14 protein-coding genes are annotated in these 18,934 nt (G+C 56.3%); 10 read left to right on the plus strand and 4 right to left on the minus strand.

Annotated elements, in window-relative coordinates; translation table 11 throughout:
- The coding region (locus LJA86_RS16830; RefSeq protein ID WP_229226458.1) for an enolase C-terminal domain-like protein at positions 1-903 on the plus strand (903 nt) is incomplete at its 5' end.
- Positions 904-980: 77 nt separating this feature from the next.
- The gene (locus LJA86_RS16835; RefSeq protein WP_229226459.1) at positions 981-2,120 is read left to right on the plus strand and encodes a glycerate kinase; all 1,140 of its coding nucleotides are present in this window, start codon (positions 981-983) and stop codon (positions 2,118-2,120) included.
- A gap of 89 nt (positions 2,121-2,209) precedes the next feature.
- Here LJA86_RS16835 and barA read toward each other — a convergent pair whose 3' ends face one another.
- A complete protein-coding gene (barA, locus tag LJA86_RS16840; RefSeq protein ID WP_045908472.1) occupies positions 2,210-4,969 on the minus strand; it encodes a two-component sensor histidine kinase BarA in 2,760 nt (919 codons plus the stop codon).
- A 57-nt stretch (positions 4,970-5,026) separates the two neighbouring features.
- On the opposite strand from barA, the gene rlmD reads away from it, so the two are divergent.
- From rlmD to eno, 5 genes are all read left to right on the plus strand, one after another.
- Positions 5,027-6,325: a 23S rRNA (uracil(1939)-C(5))-methyltransferase RlmD gene (rlmD, locus tag LJA86_RS16845; protein WP_229226460.1), complete on the plus strand. Its 1,299-nt coding sequence runs from the start codon at positions 5,027-5,029 to the stop codon at positions 6,323-6,325.
- 51 nt (positions 6,326-6,376) lie between these two features.
- Positions 6,377-8,608 carry a GTP diphosphokinase gene (gene relA / locus LJA86_RS16850; protein WP_008499628.1) on the plus strand — a complete coding sequence of 744 codons (2,232 nt, stop codon included), beginning with the start codon at positions 6,377-6,379 and terminating at the stop codon, positions 8,606-8,608.
- 66 nt (positions 8,609-8,674) lie between these two features.
- The gene (mazG, locus tag LJA86_RS16855) at positions 8,675-9,466 is read left to right on the plus strand and encodes a nucleoside triphosphate pyrophosphohydrolase (protein WP_032675437.1); all 792 of its coding nucleotides are present in this window, start codon (positions 8,675-8,677) and stop codon (positions 9,464-9,466) included.
- 223 nt (positions 9,467-9,689) lie between these two features.
- On the plus strand, positions 9,690-11,327 hold the full coding sequence (gene pyrG, locus LJA86_RS16860) for a glutamine hydrolyzing CTP synthase (protein ID WP_063622371.1): 1,638 nt from the start codon (positions 9,690-9,692) through the stop codon (positions 11,325-11,327).
- 82 nt (positions 11,328-11,409) lie between these two features.
- Positions 11,410-12,708: a phosphopyruvate hydratase gene (gene eno, locus LJA86_RS16865; protein ID WP_229226461.1), complete on the plus strand. Its 1,299-nt coding sequence runs from the start codon at positions 11,410-11,412 to the stop codon at positions 12,706-12,708.
- A 53-nt stretch (positions 12,709-12,761) separates the two neighbouring features.
- On the opposite strand, the gene LJA86_RS16870 is transcribed toward eno, so the two are convergent.
- Both LJA86_RS16870 and LJA86_RS16875 read right to left on the minus strand, forming a co-directional pair.
- Complete coding sequence (locus tag LJA86_RS16870; protein ID WP_126533978.1) at positions 12,762-13,871, minus strand: SDR family oxidoreductase; 1,110 nt, start codon at positions 13,869-13,871, stop codon at positions 12,762-12,764.
- Between the two features lie 358 nt (positions 13,872-14,229).
- Positions 14,230-15,054, minus strand: a complete 825-nt coding sequence (locus LJA86_RS16875; RefSeq protein WP_032675434.1) for a MurR/RpiR family transcriptional regulator — start codon at positions 15,052-15,054, stop codon at positions 14,230-14,232.
- Positions 15,055-15,219: 165 nt separating this feature from the next.
- Between LJA86_RS16875 and LJA86_RS16880 the strand changes: the two genes are divergently transcribed.
- From LJA86_RS16880 to queE, 3 genes are all read left to right on the plus strand, one after another.
- Complete coding sequence (locus tag LJA86_RS16880) at positions 15,220-16,779, plus strand: PTS transporter subunit EIIC (protein WP_229226462.1); 1,560 nt, start codon at positions 15,220-15,222, stop codon at positions 16,777-16,779.
- Positions 16,779-17,468, plus strand: a complete 690-nt coding sequence (locus tag LJA86_RS16885) for an N-acetylmannosamine-6-phosphate 2-epimerase (RefSeq protein WP_229226463.1) — start codon at positions 16,779-16,781, stop codon at positions 17,466-17,468. The genes LJA86_RS16880 and LJA86_RS16885 overlap by 1 nt, the downstream gene beginning before the upstream one ends.
- A gap of 72 nt (positions 17,469-17,540) precedes the next feature.
- Positions 17,541-18,212, plus strand: a complete 672-nt coding sequence (gene queE / locus LJA86_RS16890) for a 7-carboxy-7-deazaguanine synthase QueE (protein ID WP_021241905.1) — start codon at positions 17,541-17,543, stop codon at positions 18,210-18,212.
- A 17-nt stretch (positions 18,213-18,229) separates the two neighbouring features.
- Here the strand turns inward: queE and LJA86_RS16895 are convergent.
- A partial coding sequence (locus LJA86_RS16895; protein ID WP_229226464.1) for an MFS transporter occupies positions 18,230-18,934 on the minus strand: 705 nt, incomplete at its 5' end.

An 18,934-nucleotide genomic window follows, 5' to 3' on the forward strand; every position in this document is an offset into this window, starting at 1 on the left:
ATGCTGGGCTATCTGTTCTTTGTCGGCGACCGCAAGCTGACGCCACTGCCGTACCAGAGCCAGCCCGAAGAACAGTGCGACTGGTACCGGCTTCGCCACGACGTGGCAATGACCCCGGATGCGGTGGTGCGCCTGGCGGAAGCCGCTTACGAGAAATATGGCTTCAACGATTTTAAACTGAAGGGCGGCGTGCTGGCCGGGGAAGAAGAGGCGGAAGCCATCACCGCGCTGGCAAAACGCTTCCCGCAGGCGCGCGTGACGCTGGATCCGAACGGCGCCTGGTCGCTTAATGAAGCGATCGCGATCGGCAAGCAGCTGAAAGGCGTGCTGGCATATGCGGAAGATCCATGCGGCGCTGAACAAGGCTTCTCTGGCCGTGAAGTGATGGCGGAATTCCGTCGCGCTACAGGGCTGCCAACCGCGACCAATATGATTGCTACCGACTGGCGTCAGATGGGGCATACCTTATCCCTCCAGTCAGTCGACATTCCGCTGGCTGACCCGCACTTCTGGACGATGCAGGGCTCGGTGCGCGTGGCGCAGATGTGCCATGAGTTTGGCCTGACCTGGGGTTCGCACTCCAACAACCACTTCGATATCTCTCTGGCGATGTTCACGCACGTCGCCGCCGCCGCGCCGGGCACCATCACGGCTATCGACACCCACTGGATCTGGCAGGAAGGTAATCAGCGTCTGACTAAGCAGCCGTTTGAGATTAAAGGTGGCATGGTGCAGGTGCCTTCCACGCCGGGGTTGGGGGTTGAGCTGGATATGGATCAGGTCATGAAGGCCTATGAGCTGTATCAGAAACACGGTTTGGGCGCGCGCGACGATGCGATGGCGATGCAGTATTTGATCCCGGACTGGACATTCGACAATAAACGTCCGTGCATGGTACGATAAACGCATTGGGACCGCTCCCATGAGCGGTCTTTTACGTGGTGTATGCTTAACGTAACGACTATGCGTAAGGATGGCTTATGAAAATTGTTATCGCACCGGACTCGTATAAGGAAAGTTTGAGTGCGCTTGAGGTTGCGACAGCGATAGAACGTGGTTTTCGCGAGATCTTTCCCGAGGCGGTTTATGTGAAACTGCCGGTCGCGGACGGTGGCGAAGGGACGGTTGAGGCGATGATCGCAGCAACGCAGGGAAGCATTGTGCATGTTCCGGTGACCGGCCCGCTGGGCGAGCGCGTGGAGGGGTTCTATGGCTTGTCCGGAGATAAGCAGAGCGCCTTTATTGAAATGGCGGCGGCAAGCGGCCTGGAGTTGGTTGCACCTTCGCAGCGTAATCCGCTGAAAACCACCTCCTGGGGCACGGGCGAACTGATTCGTCACGCGCTGGATGCGGGCGTTAAGCATATCATTATTGGCATTGGCGGCAGCGCCACCAATGACGGCGGCGCAGGCATGGTGCAGGCGCTGGGGGCGAAGCTGCTGGATGACAATGAACAGCCTCTTGGGCTGGGCGGGGGCGAGCTGGGAAAACTCGCGCGTATCGACCTGAGCGGGCTGGACAAGCGCCTGGCGGAATGCCGGATTGAGGTGGCCTGCGATGTCACCAATCCGCTTACCGGGAAGGACGGGGCGTCAGCGGTATTCGGCCCGCAGAAGGGTGCCACACCCGAGATGATCGTCACCCTGGACCACGCGCTTGCGCACTATGCGAGCGTGATTGCCCGGGACCTGGATATTGATGTGCTAAACCTTGCTGGCGGCGGCGCAGCGGGGGGCATGGGCGCGGCGCTCTATGCCTTTTGCGGCGCGCAGCTGCGCCAGGGCATTGAGATCGTGACCGATGCGCTACACCTGGCCGATCAGGTGGCCGATGCGGATTTGGTGATCACCGGTGAAGGCCGTATTGACAGCCAGACGATCCACGGCAAAGTCCCGGTGGGGGTGGCGAAGGTGGCGAAACGCTTTAACAAACCCGTTATCGGCATTGCAGGAAGCCTGACGGCGGACGTTGGCGTGGTACACGATCACGGCATTGATGCGGTGTTTAGCGTGATCTACACCATCTGCTCGCTGGAAGACGCGCTGGAAAATGCCGGTGAGAACGTCAGGATGGCCGCAAGAAATATCGCGGCGGTGCTGAAAGTGGGGCTGGCATTTTAGCTGTGATTGCCGGGTGGCGGCTTCGCCTTACCCGGCCTACGTTAGTGCACCTGTAGGCCCGGTAAGCGTAGCGCCACCGGGCTTCTACCTCAGATCCCCAATACCTTCATTGCTTCCCGCGTCACGTTATCCATTTCATCCAGCAGCTCCAGAAACTCCGGTTCAAGCTCCGATTCCGGCGTGCCCGCACGCAGCTGCTGCTCCAGCAACTGACAGAGGTTTTTCAGCCGCGGTACGCCGCTGTACCCGCAGCTACCGTGCAGCTTGTGGATTGCGTCCAGCAGATCTTCCGGGTTTTCACCCACCAGCTGCTCTTCCACCTTATTGCGAATTTCCGGCAGAAACGCGACCAGCATTTGCAGCATGTCGCGGGCGAGATCGGGTTTACCTGCCGCCTGGCGCAGCGCAAGCTGCCAGTCAAAGGTGGCGTTCTGATTAACGCTTATCTCAGCCTGCTCGCTGGAAACCGTGTACGTTCCGCCAATATGACCCGGCTTGTAGCGCAACAGCAGGCTATGAAGTTTCTCTTCATCGATGGGCTTTGCCAGGTAATCGTTCATCCCGGCGCTCAGCAGCTTCTCCTTCTGGCCCGCCATCGCGTGCGCGGTGACAGCAATAACCGGCGTTTGCTGCTGATGCGGCAGCTGGTGGATCAGCTCGCAGGCCCGGATGCCGTCCATGCCCGGCATCTGTATATCCATCAGGATTAAATCGAACTGCATCTGCTTAGCCTGTTCAACCGCCTGCGCGCCGCTGGTGCACAGTTCAACATGCTGAACCTGGTCTTCAAGCAATGCGCCAATGAGCTTCAGGTTGGCCGGATTATCATCCACCGCCATCACGCTCATCGGCAATTTTTGCTCATCGTTAATCAGCGGAAGGGCATGCTGGCTAAGACGGCAATATTCCGTGAGCGCGGGCAGCAGGCGGGTCGCGGTGAGCGGTTTAAGCAAGCAGGCGGCGGCCCCGTCATTTTTCAACTCTTCTGCATTCAACTGCGCGTGGCAAGGCAGCGCCAGCAGCAGGTAGTCGGTCATCGACGCGGCTTTCGCCAGGCGCTCCTGCTGCATGGTCAGCTCGCCGGTGAAGGTGACCGGGATCCCCATCAGCAGGATGTCATAATGCTCAACGGCCAGAGCGGAGAAGGTTGGGCTGTAGACCACCTCCAGCGGCGTGGTGCTTAAGATGTCGAGCGCACACTGCGCCGCCGCAGCGTTAGGTTCAACGTAGGCCAGACGCTTGCCTTTCAGGCAGTCCGTCACCGGGCCATCGGTCAGCACGTTCGGATTGAGGTCCAGATTAATGTGGAACCAGAAAGTTGAACCGCGGTTTGGCTGGCTGTGGAAAGAGATATCGCCGCCCATCTCGTTCACCAGACGCTGGGTGATCACCAGCCCCAGACCGGTGCCGCCATGACGGCGGGAGATGCTGGCATCCGCCTGACGGAACGCCTGGAACAGACGCGACTGGTCGCGCTCCGGAATGCCGATGCCGGTATCGCGGATCTGAACTTCAATCTGGACCTTATTGCTGCTGATCGAGCGTTTCTCTACCAGGACGTCGATATTACCGCTTTCGGTGAATTTAATGGCATTCCCGACAAGGTTGGTAATGACCTGCTGCAGGCGCAGCGGATCGCCAATGACGTTATCCGGCACGTCGTTTTTAATATTCAGCGTCAGCTCAAGGCCTTTGTCGTGCGACGAGTGCGCGAGCAGCGTCACCACTTCATCGAGCGTGCTGCGCAGCGGGAAGGGAATACTCTCGAGGATCAGCTTGCCCGCTTCCAGCTTGGAGAAGTCCAGCACGTCGTTGATGATCGCCAGCAGGTTGTTGGCCGAGCGTTCAATGGTGTGCAGGTGATCGCGCTGAGTAGGGTTGAGCTCGCTTTTTAGGGTCAGACGGGTAAAGCCGATCACGCCATTGAGCGGCGTGCGCAGCTCGTGCGACATATTGGCAAGGAATTCCGATTTGATACGCGCCGCTTCCTGAGCGCGCTTTTTCGCCAGATCCAGCTCAACGTTTTGGATCTCCATCTGCTCCAGCGTCTCGCGCAGGTCGGACGTCGCCTGGTCAACGTTGTGCTGCATCTCTTCGTGATAGGCCGCCAGCGACATCGCCATCGAGTTGATGCCGTTTTTCAGCATATCCAGCTCGCCCAGCATAAACCCTTCCACACGGCTGTCGAGCTGTCCCCGGCGAATGCGGTCAACCGTGTTAACCATGTTGCGGATGGGACCCGTCACGTCGCGCATCAGGCGCCAGCCGAAGATCAGCGCAATGCCGATGCAGAACAGCATCATCACGCCGGAGATGAAAATCTCTTTGTACTGCTGTAGCCGGACCGACTTGAGATCCAGCTCCAGCGCCACATATCCCAGCATATTATTGCTGGATTTGGCGTCGGACTGCGCAGACTCATCGGGGGAATAGCTCTCCGACACGATCGGCGTGCGCAGGATCATGATATCGCCGCGCCGCAGTACGGTGAGGTGACGCGGGAACGGCGTACCGTCCGGGATCTTCAAGGCCGCCGGATCGAGATGAAAGTTCGAGGTGACAAACAGGCGGTTATGTTCGTCGTAAACGGAAATGGCGCGTACGATGTCCGAGTGGCGGCGGTGGAGTACGCTGATTAACTGCCCAATGGATTCGCGGTTTTGCAGGTTCATGCCGTACTCGCTGGAGACGGCAAGCGGTTCGATAATGCTGGCGCCTGCATCCTCCAGCTGTCGCTGCAAATCGTTATAGCGGTGCACCACAAAGAAGATACTCAGCAGCAAACCGATGAGAACGGTCGGGGCGAGGATCAAAATCATCATGCGCGCGCGCAGGCTGTAGTTGGTCATGGCGTTCCGTTATGGGACAATTAAGATAATTATGTTTATGTGAGAAAAATCTCGGCGATGGCGCAATTCTACTCTGCAAAGCGACGCGTGACGACGCGTCAAATCATCACTGTTGAGGCCACGGACCTTGATCCGTTTGGTCAGGGAGTGGCACGCCACAATGGTAAGGCTCTGTTTATAACAGGTTTACTGCCAGCAGAACGAGCAGAAATTACGCTGACGGAAGATAAACGCCAGTTTGCGCGCGGGCAGGTTAAGCGTCGACTCAACGATAGCCCGGAGCGTGTGGCGCCCCGCTGTCCTCATTTTGGCGTGTGCGGCGGCTGCCAGCAACAGCACGCGAGCACAGAATTACAGCAAAAAAGCAAAAGCCGCGCGCTGGCGCGTCTGCTTAAACATGACGTTAACGAAATCCTTGCCGATGAGCCCTGGGGCTATCGTCGTCGCGCGCGCCTGAGCCTCAGCTATCAGCCAAAAACGGAGCGGCTGGAGATGGGGTTTCGCAAGGCCGGCTCCAGCGACATCGTTGACGTGAAGCAGTGCCCCATTTTGGTGCCCCATCTTGAGGCATTGCTTCCGGAAGTGCGCATCTGCCTCTCCGGGCTGGACGGCGTTCGCCATCTTGGGCATGTCGAACTGGTCATGGCAAACAATGGCCCGCTGATGGTGCTGCGCCATACCGCGCCGTTGTCGAAAAAAGATCGCGAAAAACTGGAACGCTTTTCGCATTCCCACGACCTGGCGCTTTTCCTTGCACCACAAAGCGAGATACTTGAACAGGTTACCGGTGAGGCGCCCTGGTATGCGTCAAACGGGCTACGCTTAACGTTCAGCCCGCGAGATTTCATTCAGGTGAATGATGGCGTTAACCAGCAGATGGTGGCGAAAGCGCTGGCGTGGCTGGATGTTCAGAAAAGCGACCGGGTGCTCGATCTGTTCTGCGGAATGGGCAACTTCACGCTGCCGCTGGCGCGAGAAGCGGCCTGCGTCGTCGGCGTGGAAGGCGTTGAGGCGCTGGTGGCGAAAGGGCAGGAGAACGCGCGGCAGAACGGCTTGCAAAATGTGACATTCTTTCATCAAAATCTTGAGGAAGATGTCACCCAACAGCCGTGGGCAAAGCAGGGCTTCGATAAAATTTTGCTCGACCCGGCACGTGCCGGTGCCCCGGGCGTGATGGCACATATTATTAAACTCGCGCCGAAGCGTGTGGTCTATGTTTCCTGTAACCCGGCAACGCTTGCCCGGGACAGCGAGGCATTACTCAGCGCGGGTTACCAGATTCAGCGTCTGGCAATGCTGGACATGTTCCCGCACACTGGGCATCTGGAATCGATGGTGTTGTTCGAGCACATCTAATTTGTTTGGCTTGTCGACTTCGACAGGCCCTGGTCCCTAAAGGAGAGGACAATGGTTGCGGTAAGAAGTGCACATCTCAATAAAGCTGGGGAGTTTGACCCACAAAAATGGATCGCAAGTCTGGGAATTTCCAGCCAGCAGTCGTGTGAACGCTTAACCGAAACCTGGGCCTATTGTCTGCGCACCACGCAGGGGCATCCCGACGCCGATCTTCTCCTGTGGCGCGGCGTGGAGATGGTTGAAATCCTGTCCATGCTGAACATGGACATCGAAACGTTGCAGGCCGCGCTGCTCTTCCCCCTCGCGGATGCGGACGTGGTCAGCGAAGACGTGCTGCGCGACAGCGTCGGGAAATCCGTCGTCGCGCTGATCCACGGCGTACGCGATATGGCGGCTATCCGCCAGCTTAAAGCCGCGCACACCGATTCCGTCTCCTCAGAGCAGGTCGATAACGTTCGCCGGATGCTGCTGGCCATGGTGGATGATTTCCGCTGCGTGGTCATCAAGCTGGCCGAGCGTATTGCCCACCTGCGAGAGGTGAAGGATGCGCCGGAAGACGAGCGCGTGCTGGCCGCCAAAGAGTGTACAAACATCTATGCGCCGCTGGCGAACCGCTTAGGGATTGGTCAGCTGAAATGGGAGCTGGAAGATTACTGCTTCCGCTATCTGCACCCGGCGGAATATAAACGGATTGCCAAACTCCTGCACGAGCGCCGTATCGATCGCGAGCACTATATCGAGGAGTTTGTCGGTGGCCTGCGTCAGGCGATGAAAGAAGAGAACGTGCGCGCCGAAGTCTACGGTCGACCAAAACACATCTACAGCATCTGGCGCAAAATGCAGAAGAAACACCTCGCCTTTGACGAGCTGTTTGACGTGCGCGCCGTGCGTATCGTGGCGGAGCGTCTGCAGGACTGCTACGCCGCGCTGGGGATAGTACACACTCACTTCCGTCATCTGCCGGATGAGTTCGATGACTATGTCGCCAACCCCAAACCGAACGGCTATCAGTCTATCCATACCGTGGTGCTTGGCCCGGGCGGTAAAACGGTCGAGATTCAGATCCGCACCAAACAGATGCATGAAGATGCCGAACTGGGCGTTGCCGCGCACTGGAAATACAAAGAAGGCACGTCCGGCGGGGCGCGTTCAGGCCACGAAGACCGCATTGCCTGGCTGCGTAAGCTGATTGCGTGGCAGGAAGAGATGGCCGATTCCGGCGAGATGCTCGACGAAGTGCGCAGCCAGGTCTTTGACGATCGTGTGTATGTCTTTACGCCGAAAGGGGACGTTGTTGACCTGCCGGCCGGCTCTACGCCGCTCGATTTTGCCTACCACATCCATAGCGATGTGGGGCACCGCTGCATCGGGGCGAAAATTGGCGGGCGTATCGTACCGTTCACCTATCAGCTGCAGATGGGTGACCAGATTGAAATCATTACCCAGAAGCAGCCGAACCCGAGCCGGGACTGGCTTAACCCGAACCTGGGGTATGTCACCACCAGCCGCGGACGCTCGAAAATTCACGCCTGGTTCCGTAAACAGGATCGTGACAAGAATATCCTTGCCGGTCGTCAGATCCTCGACGACGAGCTGGAGCATATCGGAATCAGCCTGAAAGAGGCGGAGAAATTCCTGCTGCCGCGCTACAACTTCAACGAGCTTGATGAGCTGTTAGCGGCCATTGGCGGCGGTGATATTCGTCTGAATCAGATGGTGAACTTCCTGCAGGCGCAGTTCAATAAGCCAAGCGCGGAAGAGCAGGACGCGGCGGCGCTGAAGCAGCTGCAGCAGAAAACCTACGCGCCGCAGCAGCGCAGCAAGGACAACGGCCGCGTGGTGGTCGAAGGGGTAGGTAACCTGATGCACCACATTGCCCGCTGCTGCCAGCCGATCCCGGGCGACGATATCGTCGGCTTTATCACCCAGGGGCGCGGAATTTCGATTCACCGTTCCGACTGCGACCAGCTTGCCGAGCTTCAGTCCCATGCGCCGGAGCGCATCGTGGAAGCGGTCTGGGGGGAAAGCTATTCCGCTGGCTACTCGCTGGTGGTGCGTGTTACCGCCAACGACCGCAGCGGCCTGCTGCGTGACATCACGACCATTCTCGCCAACGAGAAGGTCAACGTGCTGGGCGTCGCCAGCCGCAGCGATACCCGCGAGCAGCTTGCCACCATCGATATGACTATCGAAATCTACAACCTGCAGGTGCTGGGCCGCGTGCTCGGCAAGCTGAACCAGGTGCCGGATGTGATTGACGCACGTCGTCTGCACGGCGGCTAAACATCCTCTTCCGTAGGCCGGGTAAGGCAACGCCGCCACCCGGCATTTTTTCATCAGGACAGAACTATGACTCAAATCGACCGCCTGCTCGGCATCATGAAACGCCTGCGCGACCCGGAAAACGGCTGCCCGTGGGACAAAGAGCAGACTTTCGCCACCATCGCCCCGTACACCCTTGAAGAGACCTACGAGGTGCTGGACGCCATTTCCCGTGAAGATTTTGACGACCTGCGCGGCGAGCTGGGCGATCTGCTGTTCCAGGTGGTGTTCTACGCGCAGATGGCGCAGGAAGAAGGGCGCTTTAACTTTGACGATATTTGCGCTGCCATCAGCGACAAGCTTGAGCGCCGTCATCCCCATATTTTTGGTGACGCCACCGCAGAAAACAGCACCGAAGTGCTGGCCCGCTGGGAGCAGATCAAAAGTGCAGAGCGGGCAGAAAAATCCCAGCACTCCGCGCTGGATGATATCCCGCTGAGCCTGCCCGCGCTGATGCGCGCGCACAAAATACAGAAACGCTGCTCCGCGGTGGGGTTTGACTGGACCTCCCTCGGCCCGGTGTTGGATAAAGTGCACGAAGAGATTGACGAAGTCATGCACGAAGCGCAGCAGGCGGTGGTGGATGAAGCAAAGCTTGAGGAAGAGATGGGCGATCTGCTGTTTGCGACCGTCAACCTTTCTCGCCACCTGGGGGTAAAAGCGGAAACGGCACTGCAAAAAGCCAACCTGAAATTCGAACGCCGCTTTCGCGAAGTAGAGCGGATTGTCGCCTCGCGAGGCCTGGAAATGACCGGTATTGACCTCGACGCGATGGAAGAAGTCTGGCAGGAAGTAAAGCGCCAGGAATCTGATCTCTAACGAAATTTTGCGATCAAGCGCAATTTGTGTGATTTTTTAAATGACAAGCGCTTGATTTGCGTCAAAAACATTTACCCAAAAGGGGCTATTTTCTCACTCCTTATGTTTGTCATGGCCTGGAATGGAGACGGAGAATGAAAGTTTGTGGCGCTCGCCGTGTTCGGGTATACTACTTTCCCGTCCTGGTTATTCCATCGTTTCACCCTAACTTCTCAGGTTCAGCATGACAACGAACTATATTTTTGTGACCGGCGGGGTCGTATCCTCTCTGGGTAAAGGCATTGCCGCAGCCTCCCTCGCAGCCATTCTTGAAGCCCGTGGCCTCAATGTGACCATGATGAAACTGGATCCGTACATCAACGTCGATCCGGGCACCATGAGCCCAATCCAACACGGGGAAGTGTTCGTTACTGAAGACGGCGCTGAAACCGATCTGGATCTTGGCCACTACGAGCGTTTCATCCGCACCAAAATGACCCGTCGTAACAACTTCACGACCGGCCGCATTTACTCCGACGTTCTGCGTAAAGAGCGCCGTGGTGATTATCTGGGTGCCACCGTTCAGGTTATCCCGCACATCACTAACGCCATCAAAGAACGCATTGTTGCGGGTGGCGAAGGCCACGACGTGGTGCTGGTTGAAATCGGCGGTACCGTGGGTGATATCGAATCCCTGCCATTCCTGGAAGCGATTCGTCAGCTGGCGGTAGACATTGGCCGTGAACACGCGCTGTTCATGCACCTGACGCTGGTGCCGTACATGGCCGCTGCAGGTGAAGTGAAAACCAAACCGACTCAGCACTCTGTTAAAGAGCTGCTCTCCATTGGTATTCAGCCAGACATCCTGGTTTGCCGTTCCGATCGTGCGGTGCCGGCGAACGAACGTGCGAAAATTGCATTGTTCTGTAACGTGCCTGAAAAAGCCGTTATTTCAATGAAAGATGTCGATTCCATTTATAAAATCCCGGGCCTGTTGAAATCTCAGGGCCTGGACGATTATATTTGTAAACGATTCAGCTTGAACTGTCCGGAAGCTAACCTGTCTGAATGGGAACAGGTTATTTACGAAGAAGCCAACCCGGCAGGCGAAGTGACTATCGGTATGGTCGGCAAGTACATCGAGCTGCCGGATGCCTATAAGTCTGTGATCGAAGCGCTGAAACACGGTGGTCTGAAGAACCGTGTCTCCGTGAACATCAAGCTGATTGATTCGCAGGATGTTGAAACGCGTGGCGTTGAAATCCTGAAAGATCTGGATGCTATTCTTATCCCTGGCGGCTTTGGCTACCGTGGTGTAGAAGGCAAGATCGCCACCGCGCGCTTTGCGCGTGAAAACAATATTCCATACCTCGGCATCTGTCTGGGTATGCAGGTTGCGCTGATCGAATTTGCGCGCAACGTAGCGGGAATGGAAAACGCGAACTCTACGGAATTTGTGCCAGACTGTAAGTACCCTGTTGTGGCGCTTATCACCGAATGGCGTGACGAAGAAGGTAACGTCGAAGTCCGTACCGAGAAGAGCGATCTGGGTGGCACCATGCGTCTTGGCGCACAGGCCTGCCAGCTGACTGACGATAGCGTGGTTCGCAAGCTGTATGGCGAGCCGGTCATTACCGAGCGCCATCGTCACCGCTATGAAGTCAACAACATGTTGTTGAAACCTATTGAAGCCGCGGGCCTGCGTGTTGCGGGACGCTCCGGGGATGATCAGTTAGTCGAGATCATTGAAGTGCCAAACCATCCGTGGTTTGTCGCCTGCCAGTTCCACCCGGAATTTACTTCAACGCCACGTGACGGGCATCCGCTGTTTGCAGGCTTTGTGAAGGCCGCCAGCGACTACCAGAAGCGTCAGGCGAAGTAAAAAAAGTTAGAACGGCAACGCGTACCTTTGGTACGCGTTGTTTGTCTGGAGTTTTAGTTTAACTTGTACTGAGGAAAATCTAATGTCCAAAATCGTTAAAGTCATCGGTCGTGAAATCATCGACTCCCGTGGTAACCCGACCGTTGAAGCCGAAGTTCACCTGGAAGGTGGTTTCGTTGGTATGGCTGCTGCTCCATCAGGTGCTTCTACCGGTTCCCGCGAAGCGCTGGAACTGCGCGATGGCGACAAATCTCGCTTCCTGGGTAAAGGCGTACTGAAAGCGGTTGGCGCTGTAAACGGTCCTATTGCTCAGGCAATCATTGGCAAAGACGCCAAAGACCAGGCTGGCATCGACAAGATCATGATCGATCTGGACGGTACTGAAAACAAATCTAACTTCGGTGCGAACGCAATCCTGGCTGTTTCTCTGGCAAACGCCAAAGCGGCTGCGGCTGCTAAAGGTATGCCACTGTTCGAGCACATCGCTGAACTGAACGGCACCCCAGGCAAATACTCCATGCCTGTACCAATGATGAACATCATCAACGGTGGTGAGCACGCAGACAACAACGTTGATATTCAGGAATTCATGATTCAGCCAGTTGGCGCGAAATCCCTGAAAGAAGCAGTACGTATGGGTTCTGAAGTGTTCCACAACCTGGCTAAAGTTCTGAAAGCTAAAGGCATGAACACGGCTGTTGGTGACGAAGGTGGCTATGCGCCAAACCTGGGTTCTAACGCAGAAGCTCTGGCTGTTATCGCTGAAGCTGTAAAAGCAGCGGGCTACGAGCTGGGCAAAGACATCACCCTGGCGATGGACTGTGCAGCATCTGAATTCTACAAAGACGGTAAATACGTTCTGGCTGGCGAAGGCAACAAAGCGTTCACCTCTGAAGAGTTCACTCACTTCCTGGAAGACCTGACCAAACAGTACCCAATCGTGTCTATCGAAGACGGTCTGGACGAGTCTGACTGGGCTGGCTTCGCATACCAGACTAAAGTACTGGGCAACAAAATCCAGCTGGTGGGTGACGACCTGTTCGTAACCAACACCAAGATCCTGAAAGAAGGTATCGAGAAAGGCATCGTTAACTCCATCCTGATCAAATTCAACCAGATCGGTTCTCTGACCGAAACGCTGGCTGCGATCAAAATGGCGAAAGACGCTGGCTACACCGCGGTTATCTCTCACCGTTCTGGCGAAACTGAAGACGCTACCATTGCCGACCTGGCTGTGGGTACCGCTGCAGGCCAGATCAAAACCGGTTCTATGAGCCGTTCTGACCGTGTTGCTAAATACAACCAGCTGATTCGTATCGAAGAAGCGCTGGGCGAAAAAGCACCATACAACGGTCGTAAAGAGATCAAAGGCCAGGCATAATCGCCTAAGCCTTAAAATGAAAATGCCAGTCGAATGACTGGCATTTTTTTTGGCTATTTAAAATCGACCGCCATTTGCTCCGGAATGGTCAGCCCCTGGGTGGTTTGCACGCAGCGGGCGATATAATCCGTAAACCGGGGTGGCTTCGGCATCCCCATGCTCAGCAGCTTATCGTTGCTGAAGCGCACGTTAAGCGTGGCAAACGCACCGTATAACCGCATGGCTTTTAGCATCAGACGTTCGTTGCACGGGCCAAAAATCGTTTTCAACTCGCGGCGCATTCTGACCAGCGTTTCGTAGCTAACCTGCGCATATTTATCCCCGACGGGGGCTTTCTCCAGCGCCTGCGCCATCGCCTGATCGATATCCGCAAAGCGAACGCTGTTCTCTTCACCGGCAGAAATGTGTACCACTTCCCCCGGACGCGCGTTGCTGTTCAGCAGCATTAACAGCGCGTCGGCGCAATAATCCACCGGAACAACGTCGATCCTGTCTTCCATGGAGCACATAAACTTCTGCAGCATCAGGCCCATGCTAAAGACCCAGAAAATGCTGCTCGACGGCGTGCAGCCGTGGCGGGTATGGCCGACAACGATGGACGGACGCGCGATGAGCAGCGGCAGGTTCGGACATTCCTGGCGCATCAGCTGTTCGATGGTTGACTTCGAATAAGTGTATTCCACCAGGTGTTCAGCATTCTCTCTGAATTCCGCGCTTTCGGCGACCAGGGAATCCTGCTCCGGTGTGCATGACATTGCCGTGCCTACGTGGAGGAAACGCTGCAGTCCTGAGACCTGCTCCATACGGCGCGCCAGCGCCAGCGTTCCTTCAACGTTGACCTTCCAGATGAGCGGGTTGTTACCAAATGAGGCGACAGCCGCACAGTTCACGACATGCGTGACCCGATCCAGACGGGGATCGTTCAGGAAGGCTTCAGGCTGGCTGAGGTCGCCAATCAGGATATTATCCACATTCAGAGAGGCCAGTTTGTCCTCAGGAACGTTGAATTTGCGCATGTTCTCCAGCACGCGCTCCAGCCCGCTCTGCGGATCGCTGGCACGCGCGAGCAAAAGCAGTTTTACGGGTTGATCGTTGGTCAGGATTTTTTCCAGTACTGCACCACCCAGAAATCCGGTCACGCCTGTAATCAATAACATCTTCATTAATACCGTCTCATTATGATTGATGAGGCGGATTGTAGGCGGGCAAAAGTAAACGGCATTTAAATAATAAAACGCCGAAATCAATGGCGTCTTAAGCTTATTTTAAGGAAAGAAAATCAGGTGGAGATATTGGACATTACAGGTTGGGTAAAAATTCAATTTATTAAAATTAATATTTTAAGGTGTTGATTTTAATGTTTTTTATGGCTTGACCACCAGGTGGTTAGCTTAATTCAAAATGTAATAAATATAATACTTTGTTACACCAAACATTTACCGGATAAATGATTTAAACGCCCCTTAACGGAAATCAGACGACACAAGACGCAGGCTGTTTTATTTAGCCTGCGAATGATTTTCAGAGCAAAAGGGGAAGCGTGGCGCTGGCTGTTTGCTGGCTAACGTCGCCGTAATGACCATCCAGCGCAATCAGGGACGTAGTCAGCAGCTCGACCAGCAGCATGACCCCAACCTTAGCATTGAGCGCGCCCGCGCTAAGCGGCCCCTCTGGCTTGGCGGCCACCAACTGCATGTCGCTCAGGGACGCCAGCGGGCTGCGGGGCGTATTGCTGAGAGCCAGTACCTTAACGCCACGTTTGCGGGCAAGCTTCACCACGTGGAGTAAATCCCGCGTTGAACCCGAGCTGGAGATAGCCACCACCAGGGTCTCTTTTGAAAGCGTTGTCGCATTCATGGCCGCGCGGTGCATATCGCTAAACAGCTGTGCGGGTTTCCCCAGACGCAACAGCTTGTAGTGGAGATACTCCCCGAGGATCGCGCTGGCCGCAACGCCATAAATCTGCACCGACTGCGCCTGATGCAGCGCCAGCGCGGCCTTTTCAAGCAGCGCGCGGTCAAGAAGCCTGGCGGTATCCTGCAATGCCTGCACCGACTCATCCACCACGTTATCAATCTCATCCCCCGCCTGACGCGCGGGCTGGCCCTGCTGAATATCCAGCGCAAGCGCCATTTTAAATTCGTTATAGCCCTTGCAGCCCAGCGTCCGGCAAAGACGCGTGACGCTGGCCTCGCTGGTGTGGCTCTCGCGCGCCAGCTCGGTGATCGTCAGGTAGAGCACCCGGGCTGGATCGCTGAGGACAAACTCACCGAGTTTTTGTTGTGTTGGGCTGTACCCGGAAGCCTCCTGGCGTAGCTTCAGCAGCAGGTTTTCATGGTCTGACATGCTCGATCCTTAATGCGTTTCTCTGCGACTAGTGTGGCGGAAAGCGGGGGAAAGATGCCAGTCATTTTGAAAAAGTATGATCGTCGTCCTGGTTTGTGATGATAATTTTCACTATTAAATATTTATATGGTAAAAATTTTCATCGTTTAATGAGGGGATGAAAAAATGATGCAAATATTCAGTGGGGCTTCTTCAGGAGGATGGTTTGAAAAAGCGCAGCGCTTTGGCAAATCCTTTATGTTGCCGATTGCCGTGTTGCCTGCGGCGGGTCTGTTGCTGGGGATAGGCGGCGCGTTATCGAATCCCAACACGCTGGCAGCCTATCCGTTTTTAGACGTGAGCTGGCTGCAGGCCATTTTCACCATCATGAGCAGCGCAGGATCCATCGTGTTTGCGAACCTCTCGGTGTTGTTTGCCGTTGGGGTGGCCGTTGGGCTGGCAAAAAGCGATAAGGGCACGGCGGGTCTGGCGGCGTTACTCGCGTTTCTGGTGATGAATGCCACCATCAACGCGCTGCTGATCCTCACCGGCAAACTGGCGCATGAGAACCCGGGGGCCGTGGGGCAGGGCATGACGCTGGGTATTCAGACGCTGGAAACCGGCGTGTTTGGCGGCGTGGTGATTGGGCTGGTGACCTGCGCGCTCCATCATCGGTTTAATAAAATTGCGCTTCCGCAGTTCCTGGGCTTTTTTGGCGGCTCGCGCTTTGTTCCTATTATCAGTTCGCTGGCGGCGATACTCGTCGGTGCGCTCATGACCGTGGTCTGGCCGCATTTCCAGAAGCTGATTTTTGGTCTGGGCGGGCTGGTGGATGCGACCGGCTATTTGGGCACCCTGCTGTACGGCTTTATTCTCCGCATGCTGGGCCCGTTCGGTCTGCACCACATCTTCTATCTGCCTTTCTGGACCACCGCGCTTGGCGGGAGTGAAATCGTCAACGGACACCTCGTGGAAGGCACGCAGCGGATCTTCTTCGCTCAGCTGGCTGACCCGAACACGCAACATTTCTATGAGGGTACGTCACGCTTCATGTCCGGGCGCTTTATTACGATGATGTTTGGCCTGCTCGGGGCGTGCCTGGCGATGTACCACACGGCAAAACCCGAGAACAAAAAACGCGTTGCCGGACTGCTGCTTTCTGCGGCGTTAACCTCGTTCCTGACGGGGATTACCGAGCCTATCGAATTCTCGTTCCTGTTTATTGCGCCGGTACTCTACGTCATCCATGCGCTGTTTGACGGGCTGGCATTCATGCTCGCGCACATGCTGCATATCACCATCGGGCAAACCTTCTCCGGCGGTTTCATCGACTTCGTGCTGTTCGGCATTTTGCAGGGAGAGGCCAAAACCAACTGGATGTTCGTTCCGCTGGTCGGCGTACCGTGGTTCTTCCTTTACTACTTCACCTTCCGCTATCTGATTAACCGCTTTGATTTCGCGACGCCGGGTCGGGAAAAGGAGGCGATGGCTGACGAAGTCAGTCTGCCGCAAAACGAACGCGCTGCTGCGGTGATCGCCGGATTAGGCGGAAAAGACAATCTGGACGAGGTGGACTGCTGCGCCACGCGTCTTCGCGTGACGGTTAAAGACGGCAGCAAAGTGAATGACGCGGCGCTGAAAGCCACCGGGGCGCGCAGCGTTATCGTGCGCGGCAACGGCGTTCAGGTCATCTATGGCCCGCACGTCACGATTATCAAAAACGAAGTGGAAGAGATCTTATCGTAATGAAAACTGTACTGGAAAACCTGAAGGGAAAACTGATCGTCTCTTGTCAGGCGCTGGAAAATGAACCGCTGCACAGCCCGTTTATTATGTCGAGAATGGCGCTGGCGGCGGCACAGGGCGGGGCCGCGGCTATTCGCGCCAACAGCGTGGCGGATATTGAGGCCATAAAGCAGCAGGTGTCTTTGCCGGTCATCGGCATCATCAAACGGGATTATCCAGAAAGCGAGGTGTTTATCACCGCGACAATGAAAGAGGTGGATGAGCTCATGCGCGTCTCGCCGGACATCATTGCGCTTGATGCGACGGCGCGGGAACGTCCCGGCGGAGAATCCCTGGAAACGCTGGTCTCGCGCATCCGCTCACGCTATCCCGCGGTGCTGCTGATGGCGGATATCTCCTCCGTGGACGAAGCCGTGACGGCACAGGCGCTGGGCTTCGACTGCGTCGGCACCACGCTTTACGGCTACACGGCCGAAACCGCGGGCCATGTATTGCCTGACAACGACTGCGCGTTCCTGAAAGCGGTGCTGGCGGCCGTGACGGTGCCCGTGGTTGCCGAAGGCAACGTGGATACGCCTGAACGTGCGGCCAGGTGTCTGGCGCTGGGCGCGCATACGGTGGTGGTCGGCGGCGCGATCACCCGTCCACAGCAAATCACGGAACGGTTTATGGCGGCGATTGGCGCGTAAAGCATCGATGGAGCATGACCATCCGGCGGGGATCTGCGATACTTATCGTTTATCCCCTTTACTGAGATGACTATGCAGTACCCGATTAACGAGATGTTCCAGACCCTGCAAGGCGAGGGTTACTTTACCGGCGTTCCCGCTATTTTCATTCGTTTACAGGGATGCCCGGTTGGCTGTGCCTGGTGTGACACCAAACATACGTGGGATAAGCTCGCAGATCGGGAAGTGTCGCTGTTTAGCATTCTGGCGAAAACCAAAGAGAGCGATAAGTGGGGCGCGGGCAGTGCCGAAGATCTGCTGGCCATTATTGGCCGTCAGGGCTGGACGGCCCGTCACGTCGTGATCACCGGCGGTGAACCCTGCATCCACGATCTGACCCCGCTGACCGAGCTGCTCGAAAAGAACGGCTACAGCTGCCAGATCGAAACCAGCGGCACCCATGAAGTGCGTTGCTCGCACACCACCTGGGTGACGGTATCGCCAAAAGTGAATATGCGCGGCGGGTATGACGTGCTGTCTCAGGCGCTGGAGCGCGCGGATGAGATTAAGCACCCGGTAGGGCGCGTACGTGATATCGAAGCGCTGGATGAACTGCTGGCCACCCTGACGGATGAAAAGCAGCGGGTGATTGCCCTGCAGCCTATCAGCCAGAAAGACGATGCAACGCGCCTGTGCATTGAAACCTGTATTGCGCGCAACTGGCGTCTGTCGATGCAGACGCACAAATATCTGAATATTGCCTGACCCTTTCGTGGCCCCGCCTATCGCGGGGCCCGACCTGAAGGGAGTAACGCCCAGGTCACTCCCACCGAAGCGAGACACATCGCGCTGTTAAAAAGAAGCGCATACTGTGCGGCGCTGGCCATGCCCAGCGGCAGCAGCAGCGCATAGAGCGACGCGGTAACCGCGATCCCCATCGCTCCCCCCAGCGAACTGCCCATTTTGTACACCCCAGAGGCCACCCCGACTTTGTTTTCTGGCGCGTTCATCACCGCCGTATCCGTTGACGGCGTAGCGTAACATCCCAGCCCCAGCCCAAATAAAATGTTACTGAGAAAGACGGTGATGATGTAGATCTCCTTGCTTAAAAACGTGCAGGAGATAAGCGTGATGCCCGTTGCGGTCAGCAGCGGCCCGGTCATCATCGGCAGGCGCGCGCCGTAGCGCTGAAGCAGCTTTTCCCCCACCCGGATCATCGCCAGCACGGTAATCAAATACCCCAACGTCATCATACCGGTTTGCAGTGGTGACAGACGGTGGCCTTGTTGCAGCCAGATGCTGGCAATCATCATGGTACCAATGCAGCCGTTGAGCAAAAAGTTAGAGAATACCGAGGCGCTGTAGGCTCGGTTTTTAAACAGGGCAAAATCAATCAGCGCCGCATCACCCTTGCGTCGCCCGGTGAGCACGAAGCAGGCCGCTGCCAGCGCGGCGCTACCCAGCACCAGCAATGACAGGCCGCTGCT

The sequence above is a fragment of the Enterobacter sp. TCD1-1 genome (genome assembly GCF_020567405.1).
Lineage (GTDB): Bacteria > Pseudomonadota > Gammaproteobacteria > Enterobacterales > Enterobacteriaceae > Enterobacter > Enterobacter quasiroggenkampii.